Raw genomic sequence first — 25,393 nt, forward strand, 5'->3', positions numbered from 1 at the left:
GGAAGTGTGAACGCGCTCAGCACCGAGGCCACGAATTTCGGGTGGCTGCTCGACAACTTCGTGCGAACGGTCCCGGGGAGCCGGCACACGCTCGTGGTGTCGGCCGACGGCCTGCTCATGGCGATGTCGGACCAGCTCGACCGGACGAGCGGTGACCAGCTCGCGGCCATCGTCTCGGGCATGTCGAGCCTGACGCGCGGGGCCGCGCGTCAGCTCAACGGCGGCAACGTCCGGCAGGCCATCGTCGAGATGGACAACGGCTTCCTGTTCCTCATGAACGTGTCGAACGGGTCCGTTCTCGGGGTCGTCGCGGAGGCCACGTGCGACATCGGGCTCATCGGCTACGAGATGGCGCTCCTGGTCTCGCGCACGGAGGCTACGCTGACCCCGCAGCTGATCTCCGAGATGCGGGGTAGCCTCCCCGTTGACGGTGCCACCCGAGCCCCCGTGGGATGAGGTCTGATCGATGACGAACGTACCTTTCGGCCGTGCCGGAGCCCACTCCGACGGCTACGAGGCGTCGACGGTGCGTCCGTACGCCGTGACGGGCGGTCGTGTGCGCTCGGCGACGTCGGACCTGCCTCTCGAGGCGCTCGTCGAGGTCATGCCGGGCGCCGTGAACAGCTACGGGCTGCCGCCGGAGAAGCGCTCGATCCTCCAGCACGCCGCGCACACGTACGTCTCGATCGCCGAGCTCTCAGCCCTGCTGCGGCTCCCCCTCGGCGTGACGAAGGTGCTCGTCGCGGACCTGCAGGAGGACAACTACATCACCGTGCACACGTCGACCCCGCTCAACGTGCACACGGGTCACGGAAGCAACCACTCGGGCCTGTCCCTGAGCGTCTTGGAGAGTGTTCTCAATGGCATTTCCACCCTCTGAGGGCTCGGGCGTCGCGCCTCAGGGCGGCCAGCCGTCCGGTGTGATCTCCGCCGTCCCCGGTGGCGCGAGGGCGGCGAGCGGACCGTCGTGGACGCCCGTCGCCGGGGGAGGGTCGCCGACGACGGCGCCTGCAACCCCCGCGCAGAACGCTCACGCGCAGAGCTCGCCCGTGGCTCCCGCGTCGGTGGCTCCCGTCCAGGGCGCGGCGACCGCGCAGCAGGGCGTGCCGGGTCAGGCTCCTGCGCAGGCGTCCGCGCCTGCCGCGCAGCCCGCGCCCAGCCCGACGGTGGCGCCGGTCGCACCGACCTCGTCGCACCAGCCCGCGGCCCAGGCGCCGGCCGCGCACGTGCCGGCAGCCCAGGTGCCCGTCGCCCAGGCACCGGCGCCGCAGCAGCCGCGCACCGCACCGCAGCCGATGGCCTCCGCCCAGGCGGGTGCGGCGCCGTCGGCGCCTCGCACGGCGCCGACGGTCGTGAAGATCGTCGTCGCGGGAGGTTTCGCCGTCGGCAAGACGACGTTCATCGGCTCGATCTCCGACGTGGAGCCTCTCAACACCGAGGCGGCCATGACGGAGCACTCGGTGGGCGTCGACGACGCGGGCGGCGTCACCGACCGCAAGACGACGACCACGGTTGCCATGGACTTCGGCCGTGTGTCGCTCCCCGGCAACCTGTGGCTCTACCTGTTCGGCACGCCGGGCCAGGACCGCTTCCTCTTCATGTGGGACGACCTGGTGCGCGGCGCGATCGGTGCGGTCGTGCTCGTCGACACCGACCGTCTCGAGCAGTGCTTCCCGGCGATCGACTACTTCGAGTCGCGCAACATCCCGTTCGTCGTGGGTGTGAACTGCTTCGACGGCGTGGCCAAGCACAAGCTCGAGGACGTGCGCGAGGCGCTGCAGATCCCGGCACACGTGCCGATGCTCTACACGGACGCCCGGTCGCGGGCCGCCACCAAGCAGACGCTCATCGCGCTGGTCCAGCTCGCGATGCGCCAGCTCCGCGGCGCGGCCTGACGCTCCGCCCGGCATCACCACCGACCACGGCGGGTCACCCTCCACAGGGCGACCCGCCGTCGTCGTGCACGGGGCTGACGTGCCAGAATGGCACGCCGGGCCCGCGAGGCCCGAGGAGGGCTGACAGAGCGGCCTAATGTGACGGTCTTGAAAACCGTTGTGCGGCAACGCACCGGGGGTTCGAATCCCTCGCCCTCCGCTCGAGGACCATGAACACCACCACGTCCGGATCCAGCCTCTCGGTGCCCTCGCCCCGCGCGCACGCCGCACCGGCGGCGCGTCGTGCCGTCCTCACGCTGTGCGTCGCGGCGGTGGTGCTCGGGGGGTGCGCGGCGCCGTCGTCCGTCCCGAGCGTCGAGCTGTGCTCCGACCTGCACCCCGCTGACGTCGTCCCCGGGCCCGGCGAGGTGAGCGACCACGACGAGTGCGTGGCGGGAGTCCAGGCCGGTCTCGCCGCGGAGCGGCCCGACACGGTGGCGGTGGACGACCTGGGCCGGATGCTCGACGACCCGACGTCGGACGGGCAGATCACCGCGCGCACGGCTCAGGTGATGGACCTCGCGCTGGCCGAGTTCCCCGGCTCCTCCTGGTCGTGCTGGTCGCCGCGACCCGGGACCCGTTCCGAGCACCCCCTCGGCCGGGCGTGCGACGTGACGTACGGCAACGCTCTCGGCGAGGCGGCGACCGGCGACGCCCTGGAGCAGGGGTGGGCCATGACGGCCTGGTTGCAGACCCACGCCGAGGTGCTCGGGGTGGACTACGTCATCTGGCAGGGTGGCATCTGGTCGTCGCGGTGGTGGGGGGCCGAGTGGCGGCCGTACGACGGCGGAGGCATGCACGACCCCGCAGCCGTCACGGGCGGTCACTTCGACCACCTCCACGTCACCGTGCGCGGCTGAGCCCGGACGTCGTCCGCTCGGGCGCGCCCACGGGAGCCGCTGGAGGTGGCGCGACCTCCCGGCACGGGACACGCGCGGCCGCGTGCGCCATCATGGCTGAGTGACGCGCCAGCCCCCCGGTCCCTCCTCCGACGAGGCATCGCTCGAGCCGGTCGAGCTCATCCGACGGTCGGGGACCGTGCTGCGCATCGGCAGGCTCGCGCTGTCGGCGGGAACGGGCAGCTACCGCGTGAAGTCGCACATGTGGCGCGCCGGGCGGGCGCTCGGCCTCGACCGGGTCGCGGCGCACGTGACGCTCACGGAGATCACGGCGACGTCGTACCGCGGTCCGATCTTCCGCACGGAGCTCACGGAGGTGCGCTCCGTCGGGATCGACGCCGACAGGCTCAGCGAGCTCGAGCGCTTCTCGTCCGCGCTGCCACGGGAGGCGGACCTGGACGCGGTGGACGCCGAGCTCGACCGCATCGCGCGCAAGCCGCCGCTCTACGGGGCCTTGCTCAACGCGACGTGGGCGGGCATGGCGTGCGCGGCGTTCGCGTTCCTCAACAACGGGGGAGCGGTCGAGTGCGGTGCCGTGCTCGTCGCGGCGGCGCTCGGCCAGCTCGTGCGCCGGGCGATGCTGCACCGGGGGATCAACCAGTTCGGCGTGACGATGCTCGCCGCGGCGGTGGCGAGCATCGCGTACCTCGTCCTCGTGCTCGGTCTGTCCGACCTCGCCGGCGTCAGCGGGAGCCACGAGGCGGGCTATGTCTCCGCGGTGCTGTTCCTCGTGCCGGGGTTCGCGCTCGTCACCGGGGCCCTGGACCTCGCGAAGCTCGACTTCTCCGCAGGGGTCGCCCGGCTGACGTACGCGTTGATGATCCTCGCGTCCGCAGCCCTCGCCGTGTGGGGGGTGTCCGCGATCGCGGGGCTCGCTCCCGACCCCGTCCCGCCGCCGGGCCTCGACGAGCCGGCGCTCGTCGCCCTGCGCACGCTCGCGAGCTTCCTCGGCGTGCTCGGCTTCGCGCTGATGTTCAACAGCCCGTGGGCGATGGCGGTCGGTGCGGCGGCGATCGGGACCGTCGCCAACGTCGGCCGGCTCTTCCTGGTCGACGGCGGCGTGGTGTCGCAGGCCGCGGCGGCAGGGGCGGCGCTCCTGGTCGGTCTCCTCGCCGCGACGCTCGCGCCCGCGCTGCGCGTGCCGCGCATCACCGTCTCGGTGCCGGCCGTGGTGATCATGGTCCCGGGCGTCACGGCGTACCGCGCGGTCTACGAGTTCAACACCGGTGCGACGACGCAGGCGCTCGCCTATGCGGTGGAGGCCGGGCTCGTCATCGTGGCGCTGGCGATCGGGCTGGCCGTCGCGCGCATGCTCACCGACCGGCGGTGGACGTTCGAGCGGTAGGCGGCCGTCGCAGGCCCGCGCGGCCCGCAGGTCCCGGGCGGCTCAGCGGGCACGGCGCCGTCGGCGGGGCGCGGTTTGGTCGTGCGCCGAGGCCCCGGTACCCTGGGCGACGCGGGTGCAGCTCCGTCGTCGATGCGTCGGCACGAGCAGGACCCGCGAGGAGACGTCGCATAGTCAGGTCTAGTGCGCCACCCTGCTAAGGTGGTAACGGGGCAACCCGTTCGAGGGTTCAAATCCCTCCGTCTCCGCCAGGAAGGCTCCGGCAGCCCAGCGCCCGGAGCCTTTTCTGTTGCCCGCGCACGGTCGACCGCGTCCCGCGCGCCACGACGCCGAACCCCGGCATGTGCGTGACCCGCCCTCGCCGAACCCCGGGTTGTGTGTCACCCGCCCTCGCCGAACCCCGGGTTGTGGGTCACCCAAGGCGTTGAACGCCGCACAAGCCGGGGTTCGGCAGAGGACGTCCGCCCACCGGAACCTCGAGCGGACCCGGTCCGGGGGAGCCTGTCGGCTACGCCGTGCCCGACGTCGCGAGCGCGGACCGCACGACGAACCGGGAGGCACCCGCTCCCGCCAGGACGAGGCCCGACGCGGCCGCGACGCAGAGCAGGAACTGGACGACGACGCCCACGTTCGCGAACGCGTTGAGCCCGATCACGGGGACCATGAACATCAGTGCCCCGACGGTCGCGACGCCGACGCTCACCGCGAGCGGGACGAGGGTCTCGCGGAACCGTGCCTGGTCGAGCGTGCGCAGGTCCGTGCCGGCGAGCACGAGCGTCCGGTACTCGCCGCGCTGGTCGATGACACGACCGGCCTGCATGACGCCCGTCGAGACGGCGGCGAGCACCCCGGAGATCGCGAGCGTCAGGAAGCCGCCCGTCTTGAGGTCGGTGAGGAACTGGACCTCGGCGGAGTCGGCTCCTGCGCCCGGGTCGAAGAGCGCGAAGATGCTCGTCAGTCCGGCGATGAAGGTCGCGAGCGCGACTCCGCCCACCGATCGCCACGCCGTCTTGGGGCTGTCGACGATGCGACGTCCCGCGAGCAGCGTCGGCACACGGCGCGCGCGGCCTGCCGTGATCCTCCCGACGAGCCAGATGACGAAGGGCCCGACGAGGTTGAGCGTCGCGAACCCGACGAGCAGGATCACGGTCAGCACGGTGATGACGACGGCGGCCGACCCGAACGACATGTTGGTGACGACGATCAGGGCGACGAACGCGACCCCTGTCGACAGCAGGCGCACGGCCTTGAGGCCGGGGGGAGTGACGCGGGCCGCGACGCCGAGCGGCGTGATCGCGACGCGGCGCAGGCTCGCCAGCGACGAGACGAGCGCGACGACCACCACGAGCGCCACCGAGCCGAGCAGCGCGGGAACCCCGACCCACAGCTCGCCGATCCCGAAGGTGCGGCCCTGGAAGCGCAGCTGCGCGACGAGCGGCAGGAGCGCCGCGTAGCCGACGATCCCGGCGAGCGCACCGGCCACGGCCTGCGCCGCGGCGTCGAGCACGGTGAGGGTGGTGACCTGGCCGGTCGTGGCGCCGGCGAGGCGCAGCGCGGAGAGGCGCGCGTCCCGCCGCGCGACGGCGAGGCGCGCAGCCGCTCCACCCAGGGTGACGAGCGGGATGAGCAGCAGGAGCACGGCGATCCCCGCGAGGACGGGGTACTGGGTGTCGTAGTCGCTCCCGTCGGCGATGCCCGTGCGCATCCCCTCGAGACCTCCACCACGGGCGAGGAACGCGCCGAACCCACCGACCACGACGAGCAGCACCGCGGTCGTCGTCGCGAACGCGATGACGGCGAGGACGGTGGTCAGCCGCTGCGGGTCGCGGTCGTCGGCGCTGCGGCGGCGCAGGAGCCACCAGAGGTCGACTGTCCTCATCGTGCACCCTCCGAGCTCGTCGCCGGGGGTGCGGGGACCGCGTGCTGGACGGCGGCGCTCGCCGGCGCCGCCTTCGTCCCGGGGGCGTAGAACTCGCCCGAGATGCGTCCGTCGCGCATCGTCACCGTGCGGGAGCAGTGCCGGGCCACGCCGGCGTCGTGCGTGACGATCACGAGGGCGGCGCCCGACGCACGGGTCGCGTGCGTGAGGACGTCGAGGACCTCGGAACCGGTGGACTGGTCGAGCGCGCCCGTGGGCTCGTCCGCGAAGACCACGCCGGGCGAGCCGACGAGCGCCCGTGCGATGGCGACGCGCTGCGCCTGGCCGCCCGAGAGCTCTCCCGGTCGCCGCTGCTCCATCCCCGCGAGCCCGAGGTGGGCGAGCCACCGGGCCGCGACCGCCGTCGCCTCGGCGCGCGACGTGCCCGCGAGCATGAGCGGCAGCGCCGCGTTCTCCACCGCGGGAAGCTCCGGCAGGAGCTGCCCCGACTGGAAGACGAAGCCGAAGTCGTTGCGCCGCAGCACGGTGCGGCGCGCGTCGGAGAGCGTCGCGACGTCCTCCCCGCGCCAGGCGACCGAGCCGGACGTCGGCGTGAGGATCCCGGCGAGGCAGTGCAGCAGCGTGGTCTTGCCGGAGCCGGACGGGCCCATGATCGCGAGCGACTCGCCCGGGTGGACGGTGAGGCTCACGCCGGCGAGAGCGTGCGTCGTCGCCTCGGCGGTGCCGTAGACCTTCGTGAGGGCGCTCGCGACGAGCGGCGAGCCACCGGGGGAGGGGGCGGGGTGCGTGGACGTCATGGTCCGATCCTCGGGCGTCGACCGCCGACGCGGCGTCGGGCTGCGGGAGGGACGTGTCGCCAGGCGTGTCCCACCGTGGGAGGACCGGGTGTGCTGCGCCAGGCGGACACGGGACCGCCGCGCGGTCGGGAGCGAGCGGGAGGGCGGTCGTGGCGTCCGTCACCTCCGGCCTCCCGGGGCCGTATCGGTTTGGGATCGCCGCCGGGACACGGTAGTCTTCTGGACGGCCGGTGAGCGATCGCCGGCCCTGCGAGAGCAGAGCACGACCAGCGCCCGTAGCTCAACGGATAGAGCATCTGACTACGGATCAGAAGGTTGGGGGTTCGAATCCCTTCGGGCGCACAGCTGAAGCCCCGGAACTGTGACGGTTCCGGGGCTTCGTCGTTCTCGGCTCCGGAGGTCCGGGCACGGCCGTCTCCGCGCCCCTAGACTGCCGCCGTGCTGGGATCGGACCGCGACGTGCGGGTCTGCTTCGTCGGCGACTCCTACGTCGCGGGAGTCGGTGACGAGACCGCGCTCGGCTGGGTCGGGCGCGTCGCCGCCGTGTCCGCGATGCGCGGGCTGCCGCTGACGTCGTACAACCTCGGCGTCCGGCGCGACACGTCGGCGGACGTCGCGGCACGGGTCGCGGGTGAGGTCGCGCCGCGACTCCGGGAGGCGACCGAACCGCGGGTCGTCGTCTCGTTCGGCGTGAACGACACGGTCCTCGACGGCGGTGCGCCCCGGCTCTCCGTCGACGAGACGCTCGCCGCGCTCGACCGGGTGCGCGTCGTGGTCCGCGACGAGCTGGACGTCCCGCTCCTGGTGGTCGGACCGGTCGCCGTCGCGGACGTCGAGCACGACGTGCGGATCGGGCGGCTCGACGACGCGCTGGCGGTCGAGACGGAGAGGCTCGGCATCCCGTACGTCCCCGTGTTCGACGCGACGTCGCGCGACGAGGCGTGGCGGCACGCCGTCGTGGCGGGGGACGGCTACCACCCGGGCGCGAACGGCTACGAGATCCTCGCCGACCTGGTGGTCGCCCGGGTCCTCGACTGGGTCGGCTGAGCACCGAGGTCTCACCAGGAGAGACACGCGGTGTGTCCGTGATCGAATCGATACCTGACAGGCACGAACCGCGGTCCGTTGCGGATCCCGGCCTGTCTCCGGCTCGCTGTTCGTCACGGGATCACCATCTCCGGGTGTCGGTCCGGCGCGGATGCGCCTAGGGTCGTCGACGGTATGGACACGACGCCGAACGCCGCGCCCACAGCACCTCCGACCCCGAGCAGGACCCCGGGCACCGCCCGGAGCGCGAGCCCTGCAGCGCTCGCCGACCACGACGGTCCGCCGGCAGGCCTGCGCGTCCGCCGGCCCGCCACGGCCGACGGCGCCGCCATGTGGCGCGTGGCCCGCGACTCCGGGGAGCTCGACCTCAACTCGTCCTACGCGTACCTGGTGCTGGCCGAGCACTTCGCGGAGACCTGCCGTGTGGCGGTCGTCCCGGACGGTGCGAGCCCGACGGGAGAGCGGGTCGTCGGGTTCGTCTCCGGCTATCGGCTCCCCGACGACGTCGCGCACCTCTTCGTCTGGCAGGTCGCGGTGGACGAGGAGGCGCGGGGCAACGGGATCGCGGGGCGGCTGCTCGACGCGCTCGTCGACGACGCGCCCGACCTGACGACCGTGAAGACCACCGTCGCCGAGGACAACGTCGCGTCGCGGACGCTCTTCGTCCGCTGGGCCGCGCGTCGCGGCGCGACGATCGGCACGACCCCGCTCTTCACCGCGGACCACTTCCCCGACGCCCACGTCGACGAGCCGATGCTCGTCATCGACGGCGTCCACGCTCGCTGACCGCACGACATCGGGCTGCGCCGGTCCGGCGCGCGGGTGACGACGCAGCCTCCGACATGCCACGCACCCGTGCGCACCAGCACAAGGAGAGCTCCTTCGTGACAACCTCGACCGCCCCTACCGCCGCCGCGTACACCGCCGACGACCCGCTCGGCTTCACCTCGCTGGAGTCCGGTGTCCGCAGCTACTCGCGCGCCTGGCCCGTCGTCTTCGACCGGGCACGTGGCGCTGCGGTGTTCGCCGAGGACGGCACCGAGTACCTCGACTTCTTCGCCGGGGCGGGCTCGCTCAACTACGGCCACAACGAGCCGCGCCTGAAGAAGGTGCTGATCGACTACCTCGCGGACGACCGCATGGTGCACAGCCTCGACATGCTGACCACCGCCCGTCGTGACTTCCTGGAGACCTTCGAGTCGACGATCCTGCGGCCCCGCGGGCTCGACCACAAGGTCGTGTTCCCCGGTCCGGGCGGCGCCAACGCGGTCGAGGCGGCGCTCAAGCTCGCGCGGAAGGTGACAGGACGCGAGTCGGTCATCAACTTCACGAACGCGTTCCACGGCATGACGCTGGGCGCGCTGTCGGTGACAGGGAACTCGATGAAGCGCGGCGGCGCGGGCATCCCGCTCGTCCACGCGACGCCGATGCCCTACGACGACTACTTCAACGGCGACGTCGACGACTTCGTGTACCTCGAGCGCCTGCTGGGCGACGGGGGCAGCGGTCTCAACGAGCCGGCCGCCGTGATCGTCGAGACCGTGCAGGGCGAGGGCGGCATCAACGCCGCACGCGCCGAGTGGCTGCGCGGGCTCGCGGACCTGTGCACGCGCCACGGGATCCTGCTCATCGTCGACGACATCCAGATGGGTTGCGGCCGCACGGGCGGGTTCTTCAGCTTCGAGGAGGCCGGGATCGTCCCCGACATCATCTGCCTCTCGAAGTCGATCTCGGGCTACGGGCTGCCCATGGCGCTCACGCTCGTGCGTCCCGAGCTCGACATCTGGGAGCCCGGCGAGCACAACGGCACGTTCCGCGGCTTCGCGCCCGCGTTCGCGACGGCGGCCGAGGCGATCCGCACCTACTGGTCGGACGACGCGCTCGAGCGCGCCACGCTCGCGAAGGGCGCGCTCGTGGAGTCGCACTTCAACGCGGCGGTCGCGCAGCACCCCGACGCCGGGCTGATCTCGAAGGGCCGTGGTCTCGCGCGCGGCCTCCAGATGGCTGACGGCGAGGTCGCGGGCCGGGTCTGCGAGGAGGCCTTCGCGCGGGGCCTGCTCATGGAGACGTCGGGCCCCGACGGCGAGGTCGTCAAGCTGCTGCCGCCCCTCACGATCACCGAGGACGAGCTGCGCCGAGGGCTCGCGATCCTGGACGAGGCGATCGCCGTCGTCCTCCCCTGAACCGTCCCGCACCCGGGCCCGTCGTCGTGCTCGGGAGCGGGACGCCCGTCGACCGACCTGCCGAACCAGCACTGGAGGTACCCATGATCGTGCGCACCATCGACGAGATCACCGACACCGACGCCGACGTGCGGAGCGAGAACTGGCGCAGCAAGCGCATCGTCCTCGCGAAGGAGGGCGTCGGGTTCTCCGTCCACGAGACGACGCTCTACGCGGGCACGGAGAACGAGTTCTGGTACGCGAACCACATCGAGGCGGTCTTCGTCGTCGAGGGCGAAGGAAGCATCACCGATCTCGCGACGGGCGAGACGCACGAGCTCGCGCCGGGCTCGCTGTACCTGCTGGACGACCATGACAAGCACGTCGTGCGACCCCGCACGCAGATGCGCACCGTGTGCGTGTTCAACCCCCCGGTGACGGGTCGCGAGGTGCACGACGAGAACGGCGTGTACCCGCTCGTCACCGAGGAGCCCGCGTCGGTCTGACCGGCTCGACGCCGAACCCCGGGTTGTGAGGCGATCCGACGCCGGATCGCCTCACAACCCGGGGTTCGGCGCACGCAGGTTCGGGGCCGTCCGGAGTCGGGGGCGCGAGACCCTCGCCGTTTCAGCACGGTCGTGCTAACGTCGCGAGCGTGACCAAGGGCGACGAGACGCGGCAGGCGATCCTGCACCACGGCGTGGAGGCCGCCTACCGCGTCGGGCTGTCCGGGCTGACCATCGGCGAGCTGGCCCGGAGCACGGGCATGTCCAAGAGCGGGCTGTACGCGCACTTCCGGTCGAAGGAGTCGCTGCAGCTGGCCGTGCTGGAGCAGGCGCGCGCCGAGTTCGTCGAGTCGGTCGTCCTGCCCGCGCTCCGCACGCCGCGCGGCGAGCAGCGCCTGCGGACCCTGTTCGAGCGCTGGGTGTGGTGCGACCTGGTCCAGCAGCCCGGCGGGTGCCTGTTCGTCAAGGCGGCGACGGAGCTCTCGGCGCAGTCCGGCCCGGTCCGCGACCAGCTCGTCCGCGACCATCAGGACCTCTACGACGCGATCGCCCAGGTGTACCGCACGTGCGTCGACGACGGGTTCCGCGACGACGTCGACGCGCAGCAGGTCGCGTCGGACCTCTACGGGATCATGCTCGCGCTCCACCACGCGCACGTGTTCATGGGCGACGCCGCCGCCGAGGACCGCGCCCGGCGCGCGTTCGAGGCCCTGCTCGACGCCGCGCGCGTCCAGACCCCGGTCGGCTGACCGCGCCGCCCAGGCCGCCCGACCCAGACCCGCCCGACCCGGGCTCGCCGCCGAGCACCCGCCCGACACCCACCCTCGCCGTCCCACCCCGAACGCCCCACCCCCCGAGAGGAAGTCGCCATGACGGAGTCAGGCGCTCAGAAAAGCACGATCGTTCGTGCTGAGTCGGATCGTCGCGTCGCGCGCCGTCGTGCTGCCCGCCGTCGGCGAGCAGCGCTGCAGCTCGCCGTCGTCCGTGCGCGCCTCGGGCTCCTCCAGCGCATCGCTCCGCGCCGGGCCGCGCAGCACGCCCTGGACCTGTGGGCCACGCCGCCCGACGGGGCCGGCCGCCGCCGCGACGACCGGCCCGCGCCCGGCACGCTCGGCTCGGTGACGACCGACGGAGGGTCGCACCTCGTCGTCGAGACGTGGTCCCCGCCGTCCGGCCCGGTGCCGGCGGAGGTGCTGGTGACGGGGGCGCCGACCGCGGTCGCGCCGTCGTCCGGGTCGACGCCGGGCGGGACCGTCGCAGACCTCGGCGCCGTCTACCTCGTCCACGGCTGGGGCGGGTGGCGCGGCCAGCTCGGCGCGTTCGTCGAGCCGCTGCGGGCGGCGGGGTACCGCGTCGTGGCGTTCGACGCCCTCAGCCACGGTGACTCCGGCCCCGGGCGCTTCGGGCCGCGCCGGAGCACGGTGCCCGAGATGGCGGAGTCGCTCGCCGCGGTGGTGCGCGTCCACGGCGAGCCGACGGCCGTCGTCGCGCACTCGCTCGGCACGGCGACGACGACGCTCGCCGTCCGGGACGGGCTGGAGGTCGGTCGCCTCGTGCTCGTCGCCGCGATCACCGACCCGCTCGGCGAGCTGGAGCGGTTCGCCGACGCCCTGCGCCTCGCGGCACCGACGCGTGCGCTGCTCCGTGCGCTGATCCTCGACGTGGCGGGCCGTCCGCTCTCGGACCTGGACGTGCTCGACACCGTCCGCAGCCACCCGCTGCCACCGGCGCTCGTCGTGCACGACCGCGCCGACAAGGAGGTGCCGTTCGAGGTCGGGGCCGCGCTCGCGGCGGCGTGGCCCGAGGGTGAGCTCCTCGCCACGGACGGCCTCGGGCACCACCGGCTGCTGCGCGACCCCACGGTGGTGCGCACGGTCGTCGACTACCTGGCGCCGGTCGGCGTGCGGGCGGCCGGGGTCGGCGACGCGTAACGTCCCTCCCATGGCCGCCAGCGACGACGCCCCGCCCAAGGTCGACCTCAAGAGGCTGCACCGCGAGCTGTACGCCCCGCCGCGCGGACGGTTCGTCGAGGTCGACGTCCCGTCGCTGACGTACCTCGCGGTCGACGGCGAGGGCGACCCCAACACCGCGGCGTCGTACCGCGAGGCTGTCGAGACGCTGTTCGGGCTGTCGTACGCCGTGAAGTTCGCGAGCAAGCGGGAGCTCGGCAGGGACTACGTCGTCGGGCCGCTGGAGGGGTTGTGGACGGCCGAGGACCCCCGCGCGTTCGTGCGTCGGGACAAGGACGCCTGGCGGTGGACGATGCTCGTCCTGCAACCCGACTGGGTCGACGCGGACCTCGTGGCCGACGTGACGTCGACGGTCCGGGCGACGAAGGACCTGCCGGCCCTCGACCTCGTCGAGCGGCGCCCGATCACCGAGGGCCGATCGGTGCAGACGCTGCACGTCGGGTCGTACGACGCCGAGACGCCGGTGCTCGCGGAGCTGCACGACGTGTACCTGCCCGAGCACGGGCTGACGTTCGCCGGGCCGCACCACGAGATCTACCTCAGCGACCTGCGCCGCACGGACCCGGCGAAGCTGCGGACGGTCCTGCGGCAGCCGGTGCGACCCACGGCGTAGCGCCGAGCACGGGGCTGCCGACGGCCGAGCACGGGGTAGTCCACCGGTTCCGCGCGGAAACGGTGGCCGACCCCGTGCTCGGCGTCAGGCGGTGGTGCGGCGGCTCGCCCAGGGCAGGTCGGTCTCGTCGAGGACGTCGGCGAGACGTCGCCCGGTGAGCGTCGCGGCCCAGGCCGGGTCCGCGCCGTCGGGCCGCGCCTCCTGGAGGACCCAGCGTCGGACGCCGAGGCGGTGCAGGTGCGTGCCGAGCGCGAGGAGCTCGGGACGGGTGTGGACGTGCGGGTCCACGGTCGTGCGGACCTCGTGGTCGACACCCGACCGCAGGAGCACGGCGAGAGACTCGAACGCCCGACGCCCGGACGGCACGGTCCCCGTCACGGCGGGATAGCGGGACGGCAGGTGCTTGACGTCCAGCCCCACCCAGTCGAGGAACGGCAGGATCCGGGCGAGCCGGGCGGGCCAGGCGCCGCCCGTGTGCAGCCCGACGGCGAACCCGAGCGAGCGTGCGTCGTCGATCGCACCCAGCAGTCCGGGATGGAGCGTCGGCTCGCCGCCGGAGAACACGACGCCGTCGAGGAGACCGCGCCGTCGTTCGAGGAACGCGAGGACCTCCGACCACCGCGGAGTGCCCTCGGTTGCGGCTGCGCCGGGTGGCGGGACCGGCACGAGACCCGGGTTGTGGCAGTACGCGCAGCGCCAGGGGCAGCCCTGCGTGAAGACGGTCGCGACGAGCCGCCCGGGCCAGTCGACGGTGGAGAGCGGGGACATCCCGGCGAGCACGAGGTCAGGCCGGGACACGGTCGCCCGCCTCGACGTCGTGCCCGCGCGCCTCGACGTCCTGCTCGGGCTCGCGGTCGACGTGCGCCGCTGCGCGCTCCTCCCGGAACGGTGTGCGCTCGGCGTACTCGCCCTTCTTGCCGATGTTGAACGACGACACCGGCCGGAAGTACCCCATGACGCGGGTCCAGACCTCGGCGGTCGCGCCGCAGGCCGGGCACGTCCAGTGCTCGCCCACGAGGTAACCGTGCGTGGGGCACACGGAGAAGGTCGGGGTGACGGTGAGGTAGGGCAGGCGGAACCGCGTGATCGCGCGCCGCACGAGCTCCTTGCACGCTTGCGTACTGGAGACGGCCTCGCCCATGTACAGGTGCAGGACGGTCCCGCCGGTGTACCGGGTCTGGAGGTCTTCCTGGCGTTCGAGGGCCTCGAACGGGTCCTCGGTGAAGCCCACGGGGAGCTGGGTCGAGTTGGTGTAGTACGGGTTGTCGCCCGTGCCCGCCTGGAGGATGCCCGGGAAGCGCGCGCGATCCTCCTTGGCGAAGCGGTAGGTCGTGCCCTCGGCGGGGGTCGCCTCCAGGTTGTACAGGTTCCCGGTCGTCTCCTGCGCCGCGACGAGCCGCTCGCGCGCGTGGTCGAGGAGGCGGACGGCGAGGGCGTGGCCGTCCTCGCTCGTGAGGTCGTGCGTGTCGCCCGTGACGTTGCGGATCATCTCGTTGACGCCGTTGACCCCGACGGTCGAGAAGTGCGCGTCGAGAGACCCGAGGTAGCGACGCGTGTACGGGAAGAGGCCGTCGTCCAGGAGGCGCTGCACCGTCGCGCGCTTCGTCTCGAGCGACTCGACCGCGAGGTCGAGCAACCGGTCGAACGCGCCGAGCAGCCCGTCGACGTCTCCTCGGTGGAGGTGCCCCAGGCGCGCGCAGTTGATCGTCACGACGCCGACCGACCCCGTCTGCTCGCCGGACCCGAACAGACCGTTGCCGCGCTTGAGCAGCTCGCGCAGGTCGAGCTGGAGCCGGCAGCACATGGACCGGACGTCGCCGGGGTCCATGTCGGAGTTCACGAAGTTCTGGAAGTACGGCGTGCCGTACTTCGCGGTCATCGCGAAGAGCGCGTCCGCGAGCGGCGAGTCCCAGTCGAAGTCCTCCGTGACGTTGTACGTGGGGATCGGGAACGTGAAGGCCCGCCCGGTCGCGTCGCCGGCCGTCATGACGTCGATGTACGCGCGGTTGATCATGTCCGCCTCGACCGCGAGGTCGCTGTACGTGAAGTCGGCCGTCGCGCCGCCGACCACCGGGTGCACGTCGGCGAGGTCGTGCGGGCACGTGAGGTCGAACGTGAGGTTGGTGAACGGCGTCTGCGTGCCCCAGCGCGACGGCACGTTGAGGTTGTGGACGAGCTCCTGGACGCCCTGCCGCACCTGCTCGTACGTCAGGCCGTCGACGCGCACGTACGGTGCCATGAGCGTGTCGAACGAGCTGAAGGCCTGCGCGCCCGCCCACTCGTTCTGGAGGATCCCCAGGAAGTTGACGACCTGGCCGATCGCCGAGGAGAAGTGCCGCGGGGGAGCGGAGTCGACCGCGCCGGGGACCCCGCCGAGCCCTTCCGCCAGGAGCGCGCGCAGCGACCAGCCGGCGCAGTAGCCACCGAGCACGTCGAGGTCGTGCACGTGCAGGTCTCCGCTGCGGTGCGCCACGGCGAGGTCGGGGGCGTAGACCTCGTCGAGCCAGTAGTTCGCCACGACCTTGCCGGCCGTGCTGAGGACGAGCCCTCCGAGCGAGAAGCCCTGGTTGGCGTTCGCGTTCACCCGCCAGTCCGACCGGTCGAGGTACTCCGAGACGGTGCTCGCGACGTCGACGTGACCCATGGGCGCTTCCTTCCGGCCGAGTTGAGGCGCCCACCTCCCGCCGGCGACGGGACATCGTCACCCTAGACCATGTGAAGGCTTTCACATGGGCTACCGCACGCGCGCTCCTCGGCCGGTCCCCGACGGACCCAGGGGCATGAGAGTCCTCTCACAGCACGTTCACGGGCGTCTCACCGCGCGCCGACATCGTGGCGGTCATGACAGGGGCACCCGAACACCTCGCCGGTCGCGGTCACCGCACCCGCCGGCGCATCGCGCTGTACTCGCACGACACGCAGGGCCTGGGCCACGTGCGCCGCACGTCGCTCCTCGCCCGCGCCGTCGTCGAGGCCGACCCGGACGTCGACGTCCTGCTCCTCTCCGGCGCGGCCGAGGCGACCAGCCTGCCGCTGCCGGCGCGGACCGAGGTCGTCACGCTCCCGGGCATCACGAAGGACCCGGCCACGGGGTACGGGCCGCGCCGCTGGGGCGGCGACCTCGGCGGCGTCGTCGACGTGCGCGCCGGGGTGCTCGACGGCGCGCTCGCCGCGTTCGACCCCGACGTGCTCGTCGTGGACAAGGTCCCGCTCGGCGTCGGCGGGGAGCTGCGCCCGGCGCTGGAGCGACTGCGCGCCCGGGGCCGCACGGCCTGCGTCCTCGGGCTCCGCGACGTGCTCGACGTCCCGGAGGTCGCCGTGCGCGAGTGGGACGACCAGCGCAGCACGTCGGTCGTGGCCCGGTTCTACGACGAGGTGTGGGTCTACGGCGACGCGCGCGTCTACGACCCGCTCGTCGAGTACGCGCTCCCCGACGTCGTCGCGCGGCGGACGGTCTTCACCGGGTACCTGGGCCACGGCCGGTCGGTCGCGGCGGCCCGGGTGGGCTCGCCCGCCGACCACCGCGCTGCGCGCGCCGTGGCCGTCCCGGACGTGCCGTACGTCCTGTGCCTCGTCGGCGGCGGGCAGGACGGCGCGGAGCTCGCCCGGTCGTTCGCCCGGACCGCCCTGCCCGACGGCGTCCGGGGCGTCCTCGTGACCGGCCCCTACCTGCCCGCCGCCACGCGTGCGGTGCTGCGCCGCGCCGCGCTCGCCCGCCCGGACCTCGAGGTGCACGCGTTCGTGCGCGACGTCGTCCCGCTCGTCGAGGGAGCGCGCGCCGTCGTGACGATGGGCGGCTACAACTCGGTGTGCGAGGTGCTCGCGAGCCGCCGCCCGGCGCTCGTGGTGCCCCGCACCCGACCCCGAGCCGAGCAGCTCGTGCGCGCCCGGCGCCTCGCCGAGCTCGGCCTCGTCGACGTGCTCGACGGCGACCCCGCACCCGAGCGGCTCGCGTCCTGGCTGCGCGGGGTCGCCGGGGGCGACGGGACCGCCGGCCGCGCGGCACGCCGGGCCGACGGCGCGCCGTCCGCCGTCGAGGTCGACCTCGACGGGCTCGCGCGAGTGCCCGCCCTCGTCGCCCGGCTCGTCGCGCGTGCGCGCTCCGCCGACGTCACGCCGGACGTCACGGCGGCTCGGGACGCCCGCGTCCGGACCGCACCGCTCATGACCGCCCCGACCACGACCGCGCCGACCGAGGAGGACCACCGTGCGACCGCCTGAGAACCCGACCGCAGGACCGACCACCGTTCCGACCTCCGTGCCGCCCGCCGCGCTGCGCGTCGGGTACGTCACGAAGATGTACCCGCGCTTCTCCGAGACGTTCGTCGTCAACGAGGTGCGCGGCCTCGAGCGCCGCGGTGTGGAGATCGCCATCTTCTCGCTGCGCGCACCCGTCGACACGCGCTTCCACGCTTCCCTCGCCGCCGTGCGCGCGCCCGTCCGCTACGTGCCGCGCACGACGCGGCCGTCGGACGTGTGGCGCGCGCTCGCCGCGGCGCACGCCCGGTTCGGTGACGCCCTCTCGGGACCGGTGCTCGACGAGCTCCTCGCCGCCGACCCGGAGGACGCGACGCAGGCCCTGGAGGTCGCGCTCGCGGCCGACGCCGCCGGGATCACGCACCTGCACGCGCACTTCGGGTCCGTCGCCACCACGGTCGCGCGCCTCGCGGCGGTCGTGCTCGGCGTCGGGTTCACGTTCACGGCGCACGCGAAGGACATCTTCCACGAGGACGTCGACGCCGCGGACCTGCGCCGCAAGCTCGCCGACGCGCGCGCCGTCGTGACGGTGAGCGACCACAACCTCGCCCACCTGCGCACGACGTTCGGCCCCGCGGCCGACGGCGTGCGCCGCGTGTACAACGGCCTCGACCTCGTCGAGCACGCCCGTTCACGCGACCCCCGCACGCCGGGCCGGATCGCCGCCGTCGGGCGGCTCGTCGAGAAGAAGGGCTTCGGCGACCTGCTCGACGCCGTCGCCCTCCTCGTGCGCGACGGCCGTGACGTCCACCTGGACCTCGTCGGCACCGGACCGGAGGACGAGACGCTGCGGGCCCTGGCGGCGCGGCTGGGCCTCGACACGCAGGTGACCTTCCACGGGCCGCTGTCCCAGGACCGTGTGCGCGACGTCGTGGCACGGGCCACGGTCCTCGCCGCGCCGTGCGTGCTCGGCGCGGACGGCAACCGGGACGGGCTGCCGACCGTGCTGCTCGAGGCCATGGCCGCCGGGACGCCCGTCGTCTCGACGCCCGTCACGGGGATCCCCGAGGCCGTGCGCGACGGCGAGACGGGCCTGCTCGTCCCCGAGCGCGACGTGCCGGCGCTCGCCGCGGCCCTCGGCCGGGTCCTCGCCGACCCGGCGCTCGCGGGCCGGCTCGCCGACGGCGCCCGCGCTCTCGCGGAGGCGGAGTTCGACGTCGAGCGCACGTCGGCCGCGCTCCTCGACCTGCTCCGGTCCGCCGCAGATCCCTCCGGGGCCGTCCCGCGCGGGTCCACGACCGGCGCACCGACGAGCGCCACGTCCGAGGGGAGGGCGGCATGAGGATCGCCTACGTCAGCACCGACCCCGGTGTCCCGGTCTTCGGGCGCAAGGGCTCGTCGGTCCACGTCCAGGCCGTCCTGCGCGTGCTCGTGCGGGCCGGCGCCACCGTCCACCTCGTCACCACGCGCCCGGGCGACGACGTGCCGCCCGACCTGAGCGACGTCGTCGTGCACACCCTTCCCGTGGCCGCGACGCGCTCGATCGCCGAGCGCGAGCGGGCGCTGCAGGAGGCCGACGCGCTCGTCGGGCCGCTGCTCGACGACCTCGCCGCCGGCGGCGGCCTCGACCTCGTCTACGAGCGGTACGCGCTGTGGGGCACCGCGGCGACCGCGTGGGCGCGCCGGACGGGGACGCCGAGCGTGCTCGAGGTCAACGCGCCGCTCCCGCAGGAGCAGGCACGGCACCGCGAGCTGGTCGACGCCGAGGGGGCCGAGCGCTGCGCCCGGGCCGCGATCGGCGCCGCCGGGGCCGTCGTCGCGGTGAGCGGGCCGGTGGCCGCGTGGGCCGCGGAGCGCGCCGTCGACCCGGCGCGGGTGCACGTGCTGCCCAACGGCGTCGACACGACGCGCGTCACCCCGGCCGCGCGCCCGGCGGACCGCTTCACCGTCGCGTTCGTCGGGACGCTCAAGCCGTGGCACGGCGTCGACGTGCTGCTCGACGCGTTCGCGCGGGTGCTGCCCCGGGTGCCGCACGCGCGGCTCCTCGTGGTCGGGGACGGCCCGCAGGCCGACAGGGTCGACGAGCGCACCCGCGCCCTGGGGATCGGCCCCGCGGTCGAGCGCACGGGTGCCGTCGCGCCGTCGGACGTCCCCGCGCTCCTGCACCGCGCGGACGTGGGCGTCGCGCCCTACCCGGCGCTCGACGACTTCTACTTCTCGCCCCTCAAGGCGTACGAGTACCTCGCGGCAGGCCTGCCCGTGGTCGCGAGCGCGGTCGGCGAGCTGCCCGCGGCGCTCGCCGGCCCGGACGGCGACGCGCTCGGCGTGCTCGTCCCGCCGGGCGACGCCGCGGCGCTCGCCGACGCTCTCGTGGGGCTCGCGCACCATCCCGCGCGCCGCGCCGCGCTCGGCGCACGGGCCCGGGAGGCCGCCGTCGCGCGGCACGACTGGACGGTCGTCGTCGGGCGCGCGCTCGACCGGGCGGGCGTCGGCCTGCCCGACGCCGCGCGGGCGGAGGTGTCCCGTGGCTGAGACCCGGAGCCCGCGCACGGGCCGGACGTCCCTCCGCGGGACGGGCCGTTCGTTCCGCCGCTCGTGGCCGCACCTGCGCGAGCACGTCGGGCCGCAGCGCCGGCTGCTCGTCCTCGGGACCCTCGCGCTGTTCGCCGAGGTCGCGATGCGCCTCCTCGAGCCGTGGCCGCTGAAGGTCGTCGTGGACGGGATCGTCGCGGCGACCGGGTCGACGGTCGCCGGGCCCGCGCCCGCGAACCTCGGGCTCGTCATCCTCTACGCCGCGCTGTCGCTCCTCGTGATCGCCGTGCTGCGCGCGGCCGCCGCGTACGCGAGCACCGTGTGCTTCGCGCTCGCGGGCAACCGCGTGCTCACGGGCGTGCGCGCCGACCTCTACGACCACCTCCAGCGCCTGTCGCTCGCGTTCCACGACCGGACGCCGACGGGCGACCTCGTGACGCGCGTGACGAGCGACGTCGGGCGCCTCAAGGAGGTGTCCGTGACGGCCATGCTCCCCATGCTCGGGAACGTCGTGACCCTCGTCGGGATGGTCGTCGTGGTCGCGGTGCTCGACCTCCAGCTCGCGCTCGTCATGCTCGTCGTGCTGCCGGTCTTCCTCCTCACGAGCACGCGGCTCACGCGGCGCATCCGCACGGTCTCGCGCGACCAGCGCAAGGCCGAGGGCAACCTCGCCTCGCTCGCGACCGAGACGTTGTCGGCCGTGAAGGTCGTGCAGGCGTACTCGCTCGAGGACCGGATGCGCGCCGGGTTCGCGCGCTCGAACGACACGTCGCTGCGCGAGGGCGTGAAGGCCAAGCGCCTGTCGGCCGGGCTCGAACGCTCGACCGACGTGCTCGTCGGCGCCGCGACGGCGCTCGTCCTCTACGTCGGCGCACGCCGCGTGCTCGACGGCGCCCTCACGCCGGGCGAGCTCACCGTGTTCCTCACCTACCTCAAGGCGGCGTTCAAGCCGATGCGCGACCTCGCGAAGTACACCGGGCGGATCGCCCAGGCGGCGGCGTCGAGCGAGCGCGTCGTCGACGTGCTCGAGGAGCGGCCCGACGTCGTGGACGCGACCTGGGCGCGGCCCCTCACCCGGGTCCGGGGCGCGGTCCGGTTCGAGGGGGTGTGGCTGTCCTACGTGCCGGGCCACCCGGTCCTGCGCGGTCTCGACCTCACGGTCCGGCCGGGGGAGCGGATCGCCGTCGTCGGGGCGTCGGGCGCGGGGAAGTCGAGCCTCGTGGCGCTGCTGTCCCGCCTGCGCGACCCCGACGCGGGCGTCGTCCGGATCGACGGCTACGACCTGCGCGAGCTCACCGTGCGCAGCGTGCGCTCGTCGGTCGCGGTCGTGCTGCAGGAGAGCGTGCTGTTCCGGGGCACGGTGCGCGAGAACATCGCGACCGGGCTCGACGACGCGACCGACGCCGACGTCGAGCGCGCCGCGCGGCTCGCGGGCGCGCACGACTTCGTCCTCGCGCTGCCGCACGGGTACGACACCGTCGTGGGAGAGCGGGGGGCGACGCTCTCGGGCGGTCAGCGCCAGCGCATCGCCATCGCGCGCGCCGCGATCCTCGACGCGCCGATCGTCGTGCTCGACGAGGCGATGACCGGTCTCGACGAGGACACCGAGCGCGAGGTCGTCGAGGCGATGGGCCGGCTGACGTCCGGGCGCACGACGATCGTCATCACGCACGACCTCGGCGCCGCGCGCGGGTGCGACCGCGTCGCGCGCGTCGAGGGCGGGCGCGTCGTCGCGCAGGGGCGGCCGGCGGACGTCCTGGGCGGCCTCGCGACCGTCGGTCGCGCGGCGGGCGATCCGGACGGTCGAGAGGTCACCGATCCGGACGGTCGAGCGCTCGAACGTCCCGCGGCCGGCGATGGCCCGTCCACGCGCGAGGCGGTGCGCCGTGGCTGACACTCCCGCCGTCCCCGCCGCTGCGCCGGCCCTGCCGGCGCCCGCCCGCGCCGTGGCCCTCGACGCCCTCGCCGGTCGCCTCTCCGAGGTCACCGGGAGGGCGGGCTCTCTCACCCGGCCGTACCTGCGGCTCAAGCCCGGCACGAGCTGCGTCCTCGCCGCGACGTGGACGACGGTCGACCGCGAGCCCGAGGGTGTCGTCGCGCGGGCGTACGCGCCGCACGCGCTGCCGAAGCTCGACAAGACGGTCCGCAAGGCCGACCCCGCGGACGTGCTGCTCGTCGACCGCGACGCCGGCCTCGTCGTCACGACGTGGCGCGCCGACCGGGACGTCCCGGGCCTCCGCGTCCTCACCGACGGCGGCCGTCGTGCGGCGTGGGCCGCGACGCTGCCCGCACGGTTGCGCCCGTCGTTCGACCGGGCGCCCCGCCTCGTGCGGCACAACCCCGAGCGGCGCGCCGTCCTCCGCGCGGACGGCCCGGGAGGCACGCTCCTCGTCCGTGCGGTCCGGCCCGACGACGTCGCGCGCGTCGTCCGGGGATACGCGGCCCTCGCGGCCGGTCCGGTCGCGTCGCCCGCCGTGCTCGCCGTCGACGAGGTGCTCGGCCTCGTGGTCACGGAGTGGCTCGACGGGACACCGGTCGACACGCTGCCGCGCGACGTCGCGCTGCTCCGGCGGGTGGGGGAGACGGTGGCGACGCTCCACTCCCACCGTGCCGACGGTGCCGACACTGCTGACGGTGCTGACCGGGCCGACCGGGCCGACGGTGCCGACCGTGCCGACGGGGCCGGTGCGCCGGTCCCCGGTGCCGGTCGCCCCGGTGCGGTGCCGGCCGCGGCGGAGTCTGTCGCGGTGCTGCTGCCGGACCTCGCCGAAGACGCGCGGCGGCTCGCGGGGCGCCTCTCGGCGACCGTCCCGGGCCGGGCGGGCCGCGGGCGCGTGCTCGTGCACGGTGACCTGTCGCTCGACCAGGTCGTGCTCGCGCCGGACGGTGCGCTGGGTCTCGTCGACGCGGACGCCGCCGGGCCGGGCGACGCCGTCGACGACCTCGGGTCCCTGGTCGCGTCGCTCGTCCGCGCCGACGCCGCCGGTGCGCCCGATGCGGCACGTGCGGTGCTCGACGGGTACCGCGCCGCGGGCGGGCCGCCGCTCGCCACGGACGCGCTGCGGCACGCGACGGCCGCCCGGCTGCTGCGCCGCGCGACGGAACCCTTCCGCAGCCTCGAACCGGGCTGGGACGGGTCGTGCGCCGCGCTGCTCGTCGCGGCCCGTGACGTGCTCGACGGCCTGGGCGACCTGGCGCGCGCACTCGACGGCTCCGCGACCCACAGCGGTGAGACGCGAACGGCAGGGCGGAGCCCGTGGGACCGGCCGCGCCGTGACCCGTCGGGACGATCCGCCTCCTCGCGCGTGCGGTACGCGCCGCGCGCGGTCGAGATCGCGGTCCGCCTCGCCGAGGGTGGTCGCACCCTGCGCGCGACGATCCCGCGCTCCGCGGAGCACCTGCTCCTCGTCGGGGCCGAGGGCCCCGCGTGCCCGACGGCGGCCTCGTCACCTGGTGGCGACCCGCGCGTCCTCGCGGGCCAGTGGTTCGCGGACCCCGGCCGTGCGGCGCGTGTCGCCGACCGGCTCGGGGTGGACGGGACGTCCGTCGCGACGGACCGCGGCGCCGTCGTCGTCCACCACGACGGCGCGGACCTGCACCTGCCGGGGCTCGCGGAGGCGGTCCGCCGCCCGGGGGCGCGGCTCGTCGCGCACCGGCCCGGCCGACGCGGCGTCGTGCGGGACCCCGAGGGGACGTACACCAAGCTCGTCCGTCCCGGCCGGTCCGTGCCGGAGCCCGTCGTGCCCGACGGCGCGTTCTCCACACCCGCGGTGGTCTCCCGGGGAGACGGGGCGGTCACGACGAGCGCCCTGCCCGGGCGCACCCTGCACGCCCTCCTCGCCGACCAGTGCGTCCCCGACGAGGCGCTGGCCCGGGCCGGCCGAGCCGTCGGGCGCGGGCTGCGCGGTCTTCAGGCGGGGCCCGGCGCCGCGCCCGGGGAGGCGCCGCGGACCGACGTCGGGCACCGAGCCGCGGTGCCTCCCGCGCGGCACGACGCCGCGGCCGAGCTCGCGGTCGTCGAGCGCTGGTGGTCCTGGGCGGTCGTGCACGAGGCGGTGACGCCGTCGCTCGCCCACGAGGTGCTCGCGCACGTCGAGGACGCGCTGCGGCGGTGCGGCGCCGAGGATCCTCCGCCCGTGCCGACGCACCGCGACCTGCACGACAAGCAGCTCCTCGTCGACGAGCACGACCCCGACCGGGTCGGCCTGCTCGACCTCGACCTCGCGACGACGGCCCACCCGGCCCTCGACCTCGCGAACCTGCTCGCCCACCTCGAGCTGCGCGCGCTGCAGGGCGTGTGCGGGCCGACCCGGGCGCGTGCGGTCGCGGCCGCGGTCCTCGACGGCTACGCCCCGCACGACGACGTCCTCGCAGCCCTGCCCGCGTGGACCACCGCCGCGCGGGCGCGCCTCGTCGCGGTCTACGCGTTCCGCCCGGCTCCCGGCGACGTGCCGGCCCGGCTGCTCGACGCCGTCCTCGCCGGCGCCCACCGACCGACACTCCTGGAGGCATCATGACCAGCACCGGAACGACCACGCCCGCCCCGACCGCGCGGTGCCCGGCTCAGCAGCCCGCCGAGTCGTACGCGCACAGCAGCTCCCACGCCGCCTGGGCGTTGCCGGTGACGGTCTCGCGCGCGACGCCGACGGTGCTCTCGCCCCCGTCGAGCGCGACGAGCGTCACCGCGGTGCCCCGGCGCGTCGTGGCGAGGTAGGTGCCGAGCGCGTCGTCGAGCCCGCCGCCCTCGGCGGCGCCGTAGTAGTCCGTCGCGAGCCCGGTGCCCTGGGCGCCGACCTCGACGGGCTCGGCGACGTACGTCGTGCCTCCGGACGCGTCGTCGGGCACCTGCTCGGCGCACGCGGCGACGGCGGCGGCCAGCCGGTCCGCCTCGGCCGCGGCGGCGTCCGCGTCGGCGAAGAGCGCGACCTGCTGCACCCCGACGGGCGCCTCCTCGGCGCCGTCGCCCTGCGTGACGGTGCGCATCGTCGTCGCCGTCGTGGGCTCGCCGGCGGTGCAGGCCTCGGGCAGGCGCCAGGCGCCGACGCCGTCGGACTCCTCGCGCGGGCCGGTCGACGCCTCCCAGGCCGAGCCCGGGAGCAGCGCCTCGGGCGGCAGGTCGGTCGGCACGTCGTCGCTCGGCGCTCCGGTCTCCGAGACATCGGGGCTCTCCGGGTCGTCGGGCGCCTCGGACGACGCGGGAGGGGCTGACGGTAGGTCCGATCCGTCGGGTGCGGGCGACGCTGAGCAGGCCGCCAGGAGGAGGGCGCACACGGCGAGGGCAGACGTCCGGATCGTGAGTCGCATGCACCTCACCCTCGCAGAGGCCGGCGCGGCCCGCGACGTCGCTCCTCGTCCCGCGCGCGGGAGCGGCGTCCTGCCGCTGCGCGCCACCGGTGCGAGGTGCGGCCACCGAACCGTCCATCGAAGCTCCCGTCCGAGAACCCCGTCCTCGACAGCGGCACGGCCTTCCCGGGACGTGCCGAACCCGGGGCTACCGGTCACCAGACTGCTC

At 74.6% G+C, this 25,393-nt stretch carries 22 protein-coding genes and 3 tRNA genes; 20 read left to right on the forward strand and 5 right to left on the reverse strand.

What is annotated here, in order from left to right; all coding sequences use genetic code 11:
* Positions 1 to 6: 6 nt before the first annotated feature.
* The 7 genes from NFS20_RS13140 to NFS20_RS13170 all read left to right on the forward strand — a co-directional run bounded on the left by NFS20_RS13140 (position 7) and on the right by NFS20_RS13170 (position 4,429).
* Positions 7 to 456 carry a roadblock/LC7 domain-containing protein gene (locus tag NFS20_RS13140; RefSeq protein ID WP_251152229.1) on the forward strand — a complete coding sequence of 150 codons (450 nt, stop codon included), beginning with the start codon at positions 7 to 9 and terminating at the stop codon, positions 454 to 456.
* A gap of 10 nt (positions 457 to 466) precedes the next feature.
* Positions 467 to 880, forward strand: a complete 414-nt coding sequence (locus tag NFS20_RS13145) for a DUF742 domain-containing protein (protein WP_251152230.1) — start codon at positions 467 to 469, stop codon at positions 878 to 880.
* Between the two features lie 415 nt (positions 881 to 1,295).
* Positions 1,296 to 1,895, forward strand: a complete 600-nt coding sequence (locus NFS20_RS13150) for a GTP-binding protein (protein WP_251152294.1) — start codon at positions 1,296 to 1,298, stop codon at positions 1,893 to 1,895.
* Between the two features lie 114 nt (positions 1,896 to 2,009).
* Positions 2,010 to 2,094, forward strand: a tRNA-Ser gene (locus tag NFS20_RS13155).
* A gap of 10 nt (positions 2,095 to 2,104) precedes the next feature.
* Positions 2,105 to 2,794 (forward strand): VldE C-terminal domain-containing protein, encoded by a 690-nt coding sequence (locus NFS20_RS22280; protein ID WP_353050456.1) that lies wholly within the window; start codon positions 2,105 to 2,107, stop codon positions 2,792 to 2,794.
* 100 nt (positions 2,795 to 2,894) lie between these two features.
* Entirely contained in the window at positions 2,895 to 4,178 is a 1,284-nt protein-coding gene (locus NFS20_RS13165; RefSeq protein ID WP_251152231.1) for a threonine/serine exporter family protein, read from the forward strand.
* 159 nt (positions 4,179 to 4,337) lie between these two features.
* Positions 4,338 to 4,429 (forward strand) — tRNA-Ser (locus tag NFS20_RS13170).
* Positions 4,430 to 4,686: 257 nt separating this feature from the next.
* On the opposite strand, the gene NFS20_RS13175 is transcribed toward NFS20_RS13170, so the two are convergent.
* Positions 4,687 to 6,057 carry a hypothetical protein gene (locus tag NFS20_RS13175; RefSeq protein WP_251152232.1) on the reverse strand — a complete coding sequence of 457 codons (1,371 nt, stop codon included), beginning with the start codon at positions 6,055 to 6,057 and terminating at the stop codon, positions 4,687 to 4,689.
* A complete protein-coding gene (locus tag NFS20_RS13180; RefSeq protein WP_251152233.1) occupies positions 6,054 to 6,854 on the reverse strand; it encodes an ABC transporter ATP-binding protein in 801 nt (266 codons plus the stop codon). Before NFS20_RS13180 ends, NFS20_RS13175 begins: the two co-directional genes overlap by 4 nt.
* A 269-nt stretch (positions 6,855 to 7,123) precedes the next feature.
* Between NFS20_RS13180 and NFS20_RS13185 the strand changes: the two genes are divergently transcribed.
* The 8 genes from NFS20_RS13185 (at position 7,124) to NFS20_RS13220 (ending at position 13,152) form a co-directional block, all read left to right on the forward strand.
* A tRNA-Arg gene (locus NFS20_RS13185) sits at positions 7,124 to 7,196 on the forward strand.
* A 96-nt stretch (positions 7,197 to 7,292) separates the two neighbouring features.
* Positions 7,293 to 7,901 carry a GDSL-type esterase/lipase family protein gene (locus NFS20_RS13190; protein ID WP_251152234.1) on the forward strand — a complete coding sequence of 203 codons (609 nt, stop codon included), beginning with the start codon at positions 7,293 to 7,295 and terminating at the stop codon, positions 7,899 to 7,901.
* A 174-nt stretch (positions 7,902 to 8,075) separates the two neighbouring features.
* Positions 8,076 to 8,687, forward strand: coding sequence for a diaminobutyrate acetyltransferase (gene ectA / locus NFS20_RS13195; RefSeq protein ID WP_251152235.1), 612 nt, complete (start codon positions 8,076 to 8,078; stop codon positions 8,685 to 8,687).
* 98 nt (positions 8,688 to 8,785) lie between these two features.
* The gene (gene ectB, locus NFS20_RS13200; protein ID WP_251152236.1) at positions 8,786 to 10,084 is read left to right on the forward strand and encodes a diaminobutyrate--2-oxoglutarate transaminase; all 1,299 of its coding nucleotides are present in this window, start codon (positions 8,786 to 8,788) and stop codon (positions 10,082 to 10,084) included.
* A gap of 83 nt (positions 10,085 to 10,167) precedes the next feature.
* Positions 10,168 to 10,569, forward strand: a complete 402-nt coding sequence (locus NFS20_RS13205; RefSeq protein WP_251152237.1) for an ectoine synthase — start codon at positions 10,168 to 10,170, stop codon at positions 10,567 to 10,569.
* Between the two features lie 149 nt (positions 10,570 to 10,718).
* A complete protein-coding gene (locus NFS20_RS13210) occupies positions 10,719 to 11,318 on the forward strand; it encodes a TetR/AcrR family transcriptional regulator (protein ID WP_251152238.1) in 600 nt (199 codons plus the stop codon).
* 120 nt (positions 11,319 to 11,438) lie between these two features.
* Entirely contained in the window at positions 11,439 to 12,500 is a 1,062-nt protein-coding gene (locus tag NFS20_RS13215) for an alpha/beta fold hydrolase (protein WP_251152239.1), read from the forward strand.
* A gap of 10 nt (positions 12,501 to 12,510) precedes the next feature.
* Entirely contained in the window at positions 12,511 to 13,152 is a 642-nt protein-coding gene (locus tag NFS20_RS13220) for a GyrI-like domain-containing protein (RefSeq protein ID WP_251152240.1), read from the forward strand.
* Positions 13,153 to 13,236: 84 nt separating this feature from the next.
* On the opposite strand, the gene NFS20_RS13225 is transcribed toward NFS20_RS13220, so the two are convergent.
* Together NFS20_RS13225 and NFS20_RS13230 are read right to left on the reverse strand one after the other, a co-directional pair.
* Positions 13,237 to 13,950 carry an anaerobic ribonucleoside-triphosphate reductase activating protein gene (locus tag NFS20_RS13225; RefSeq protein WP_251152241.1) on the reverse strand — a complete coding sequence of 238 codons (714 nt, stop codon included), beginning with the start codon at positions 13,948 to 13,950 and terminating at the stop codon, positions 13,237 to 13,239.
* On the reverse strand, positions 13,937 to 15,796 hold the full coding sequence (locus NFS20_RS13230) for a ribonucleoside triphosphate reductase (protein ID WP_251152242.1): 1,860 nt from the start codon (positions 15,794 to 15,796) through the stop codon (positions 13,937 to 13,939). The genes NFS20_RS13225 and NFS20_RS13230 overlap by 14 nt, the downstream gene beginning before the upstream one ends.
* A 197-nt stretch (positions 15,797 to 15,993) precedes the next feature.
* On the opposite strand from NFS20_RS13230, the gene NFS20_RS13235 reads away from it, so the two are divergent.
* From NFS20_RS13235 to NFS20_RS13255, 5 genes are read left to right on the forward strand one after another with little or no spacing between them, the layout of a single operon-like run.
* Positions 15,994 to 17,373, forward strand: a complete 1,380-nt coding sequence (locus NFS20_RS13235) for a glycosyltransferase family protein (protein WP_251152243.1) — start codon at positions 15,994 to 15,996, stop codon at positions 17,371 to 17,373.
* Positions 17,360 to 18,691: a glycosyltransferase family 4 protein gene (locus NFS20_RS13240; RefSeq protein WP_251152244.1), complete on the forward strand. Its 1,332-nt coding sequence runs from the start codon at positions 17,360 to 17,362 to the stop codon at positions 18,689 to 18,691. The genes NFS20_RS13235 and NFS20_RS13240 overlap by 14 nt, the downstream gene beginning before the upstream one ends.
* Positions 18,688 to 19,881 carry a glycosyltransferase family 4 protein gene (locus NFS20_RS13245; RefSeq protein WP_251152245.1) on the forward strand — a complete coding sequence of 398 codons (1,194 nt, stop codon included), beginning with the start codon at positions 18,688 to 18,690 and terminating at the stop codon, positions 19,879 to 19,881. The genes NFS20_RS13240 and NFS20_RS13245 overlap by 4 nt, the downstream gene beginning before the upstream one ends.
* Positions 19,874 to 21,775: an ABC transporter ATP-binding protein gene (locus NFS20_RS13250; protein WP_251152246.1), complete on the forward strand. Its 1,902-nt coding sequence runs from the start codon at positions 19,874 to 19,876 to the stop codon at positions 21,773 to 21,775. The genes NFS20_RS13245 and NFS20_RS13250 overlap by 8 nt, the downstream gene beginning before the upstream one ends.
* A complete protein-coding gene (locus NFS20_RS13255; protein ID WP_251152247.1) occupies positions 21,768 to 24,398 on the forward strand; it encodes an aminoglycoside phosphotransferase family protein in 2,631 nt (876 codons plus the stop codon). The genes NFS20_RS13250 and NFS20_RS13255 overlap by 8 nt, the downstream gene beginning before the upstream one ends.
* Before the next feature lie 46 nt (positions 24,399 to 24,444).
* Here the strand turns inward: NFS20_RS13255 and NFS20_RS13260 are convergent, their stop codons facing one another.
* Positions 24,445 to 25,008: a hypothetical protein gene (locus NFS20_RS13260; protein ID WP_251152248.1), complete on the reverse strand. Its 564-nt coding sequence runs from the start codon at positions 25,006 to 25,008 to the stop codon at positions 24,445 to 24,447.
* Positions 25,009 to 25,393 lie beyond the last annotated feature (385 nt).

This window comes from Cellulosimicrobium sp. Marseille-Q4280, from assembly GCF_943181405.1.
Classification (GTDB): Bacteria; Actinomycetota; Actinomycetes; order Actinomycetales; family Cellulomonadaceae; genus Cellulosimicrobium.

Coding starts and splice junctions, on each gene's coding strand:
- NFS20_RS13145 (WP_251152230.1), top strand. CDS start 467: ATGACGAACGTACCTTTCGGCCGTGCCGGAGCCCACTCCGACGGCTAC.
- NFS20_RS13150 (WP_251152294.1), top strand. CDS start 1,296: ATGGCCTCCGCCCAGGCGGGTGCGGCGCCGTCGGCGCCTCGCACGGCG.
- NFS20_RS22280 (WP_353050456.1), top strand. CDS start 2,105: ATGAACACCACCACGTCCGGATCCAGCCTCTCGGTGCCCTCGCCCCGC.
- NFS20_RS13175 (WP_251152232.1), bottom strand. CDS start 6,057: ATGAGGACAGTCGACCTCTGGTGGCTCCTGCGCCGCCGCAGCGCCGAC.
- NFS20_RS13180 (WP_251152233.1), bottom strand. CDS start 6,854: ATGACGTCCACGCACCCCGCCCCCTCCCCCGGTGGCTCGCCGCTCGTC.
- ectA (WP_251152235.1), top strand. CDS start 8,076: ATGGACACGACGCCGAACGCCGCGCCCACAGCACCTCCGACCCCGAGC.
- NFS20_RS13205 (WP_251152237.1), top strand. CDS start 10,168: ATGATCGTGCGCACCATCGACGAGATCACCGACACCGACGCCGACGTG.
- NFS20_RS13215 (WP_251152239.1), top strand. CDS start 11,439: ATGACGGAGTCAGGCGCTCAGAAAAGCACGATCGTTCGTGCTGAGTCG.
- NFS20_RS13220 (WP_251152240.1), top strand. CDS start 12,511: ATGGCCGCCAGCGACGACGCCCCGCCCAAGGTCGACCTCAAGAGGCTG.
- NFS20_RS13230 (WP_251152242.1), bottom strand. CDS start 15,796: ATGGGTCACGTCGACGTCGCGAGCACCGTCTCGGAGTACCTCGACCGG.
- NFS20_RS13235 (WP_251152243.1), top strand. CDS start 15,994: ATGACAGGGGCACCCGAACACCTCGCCGGTCGCGGTCACCGCACCCGC.
- NFS20_RS13245 (WP_251152245.1), top strand. CDS start 18,688: ATGAGGATCGCCTACGTCAGCACCGACCCCGGTGTCCCGGTCTTCGGG.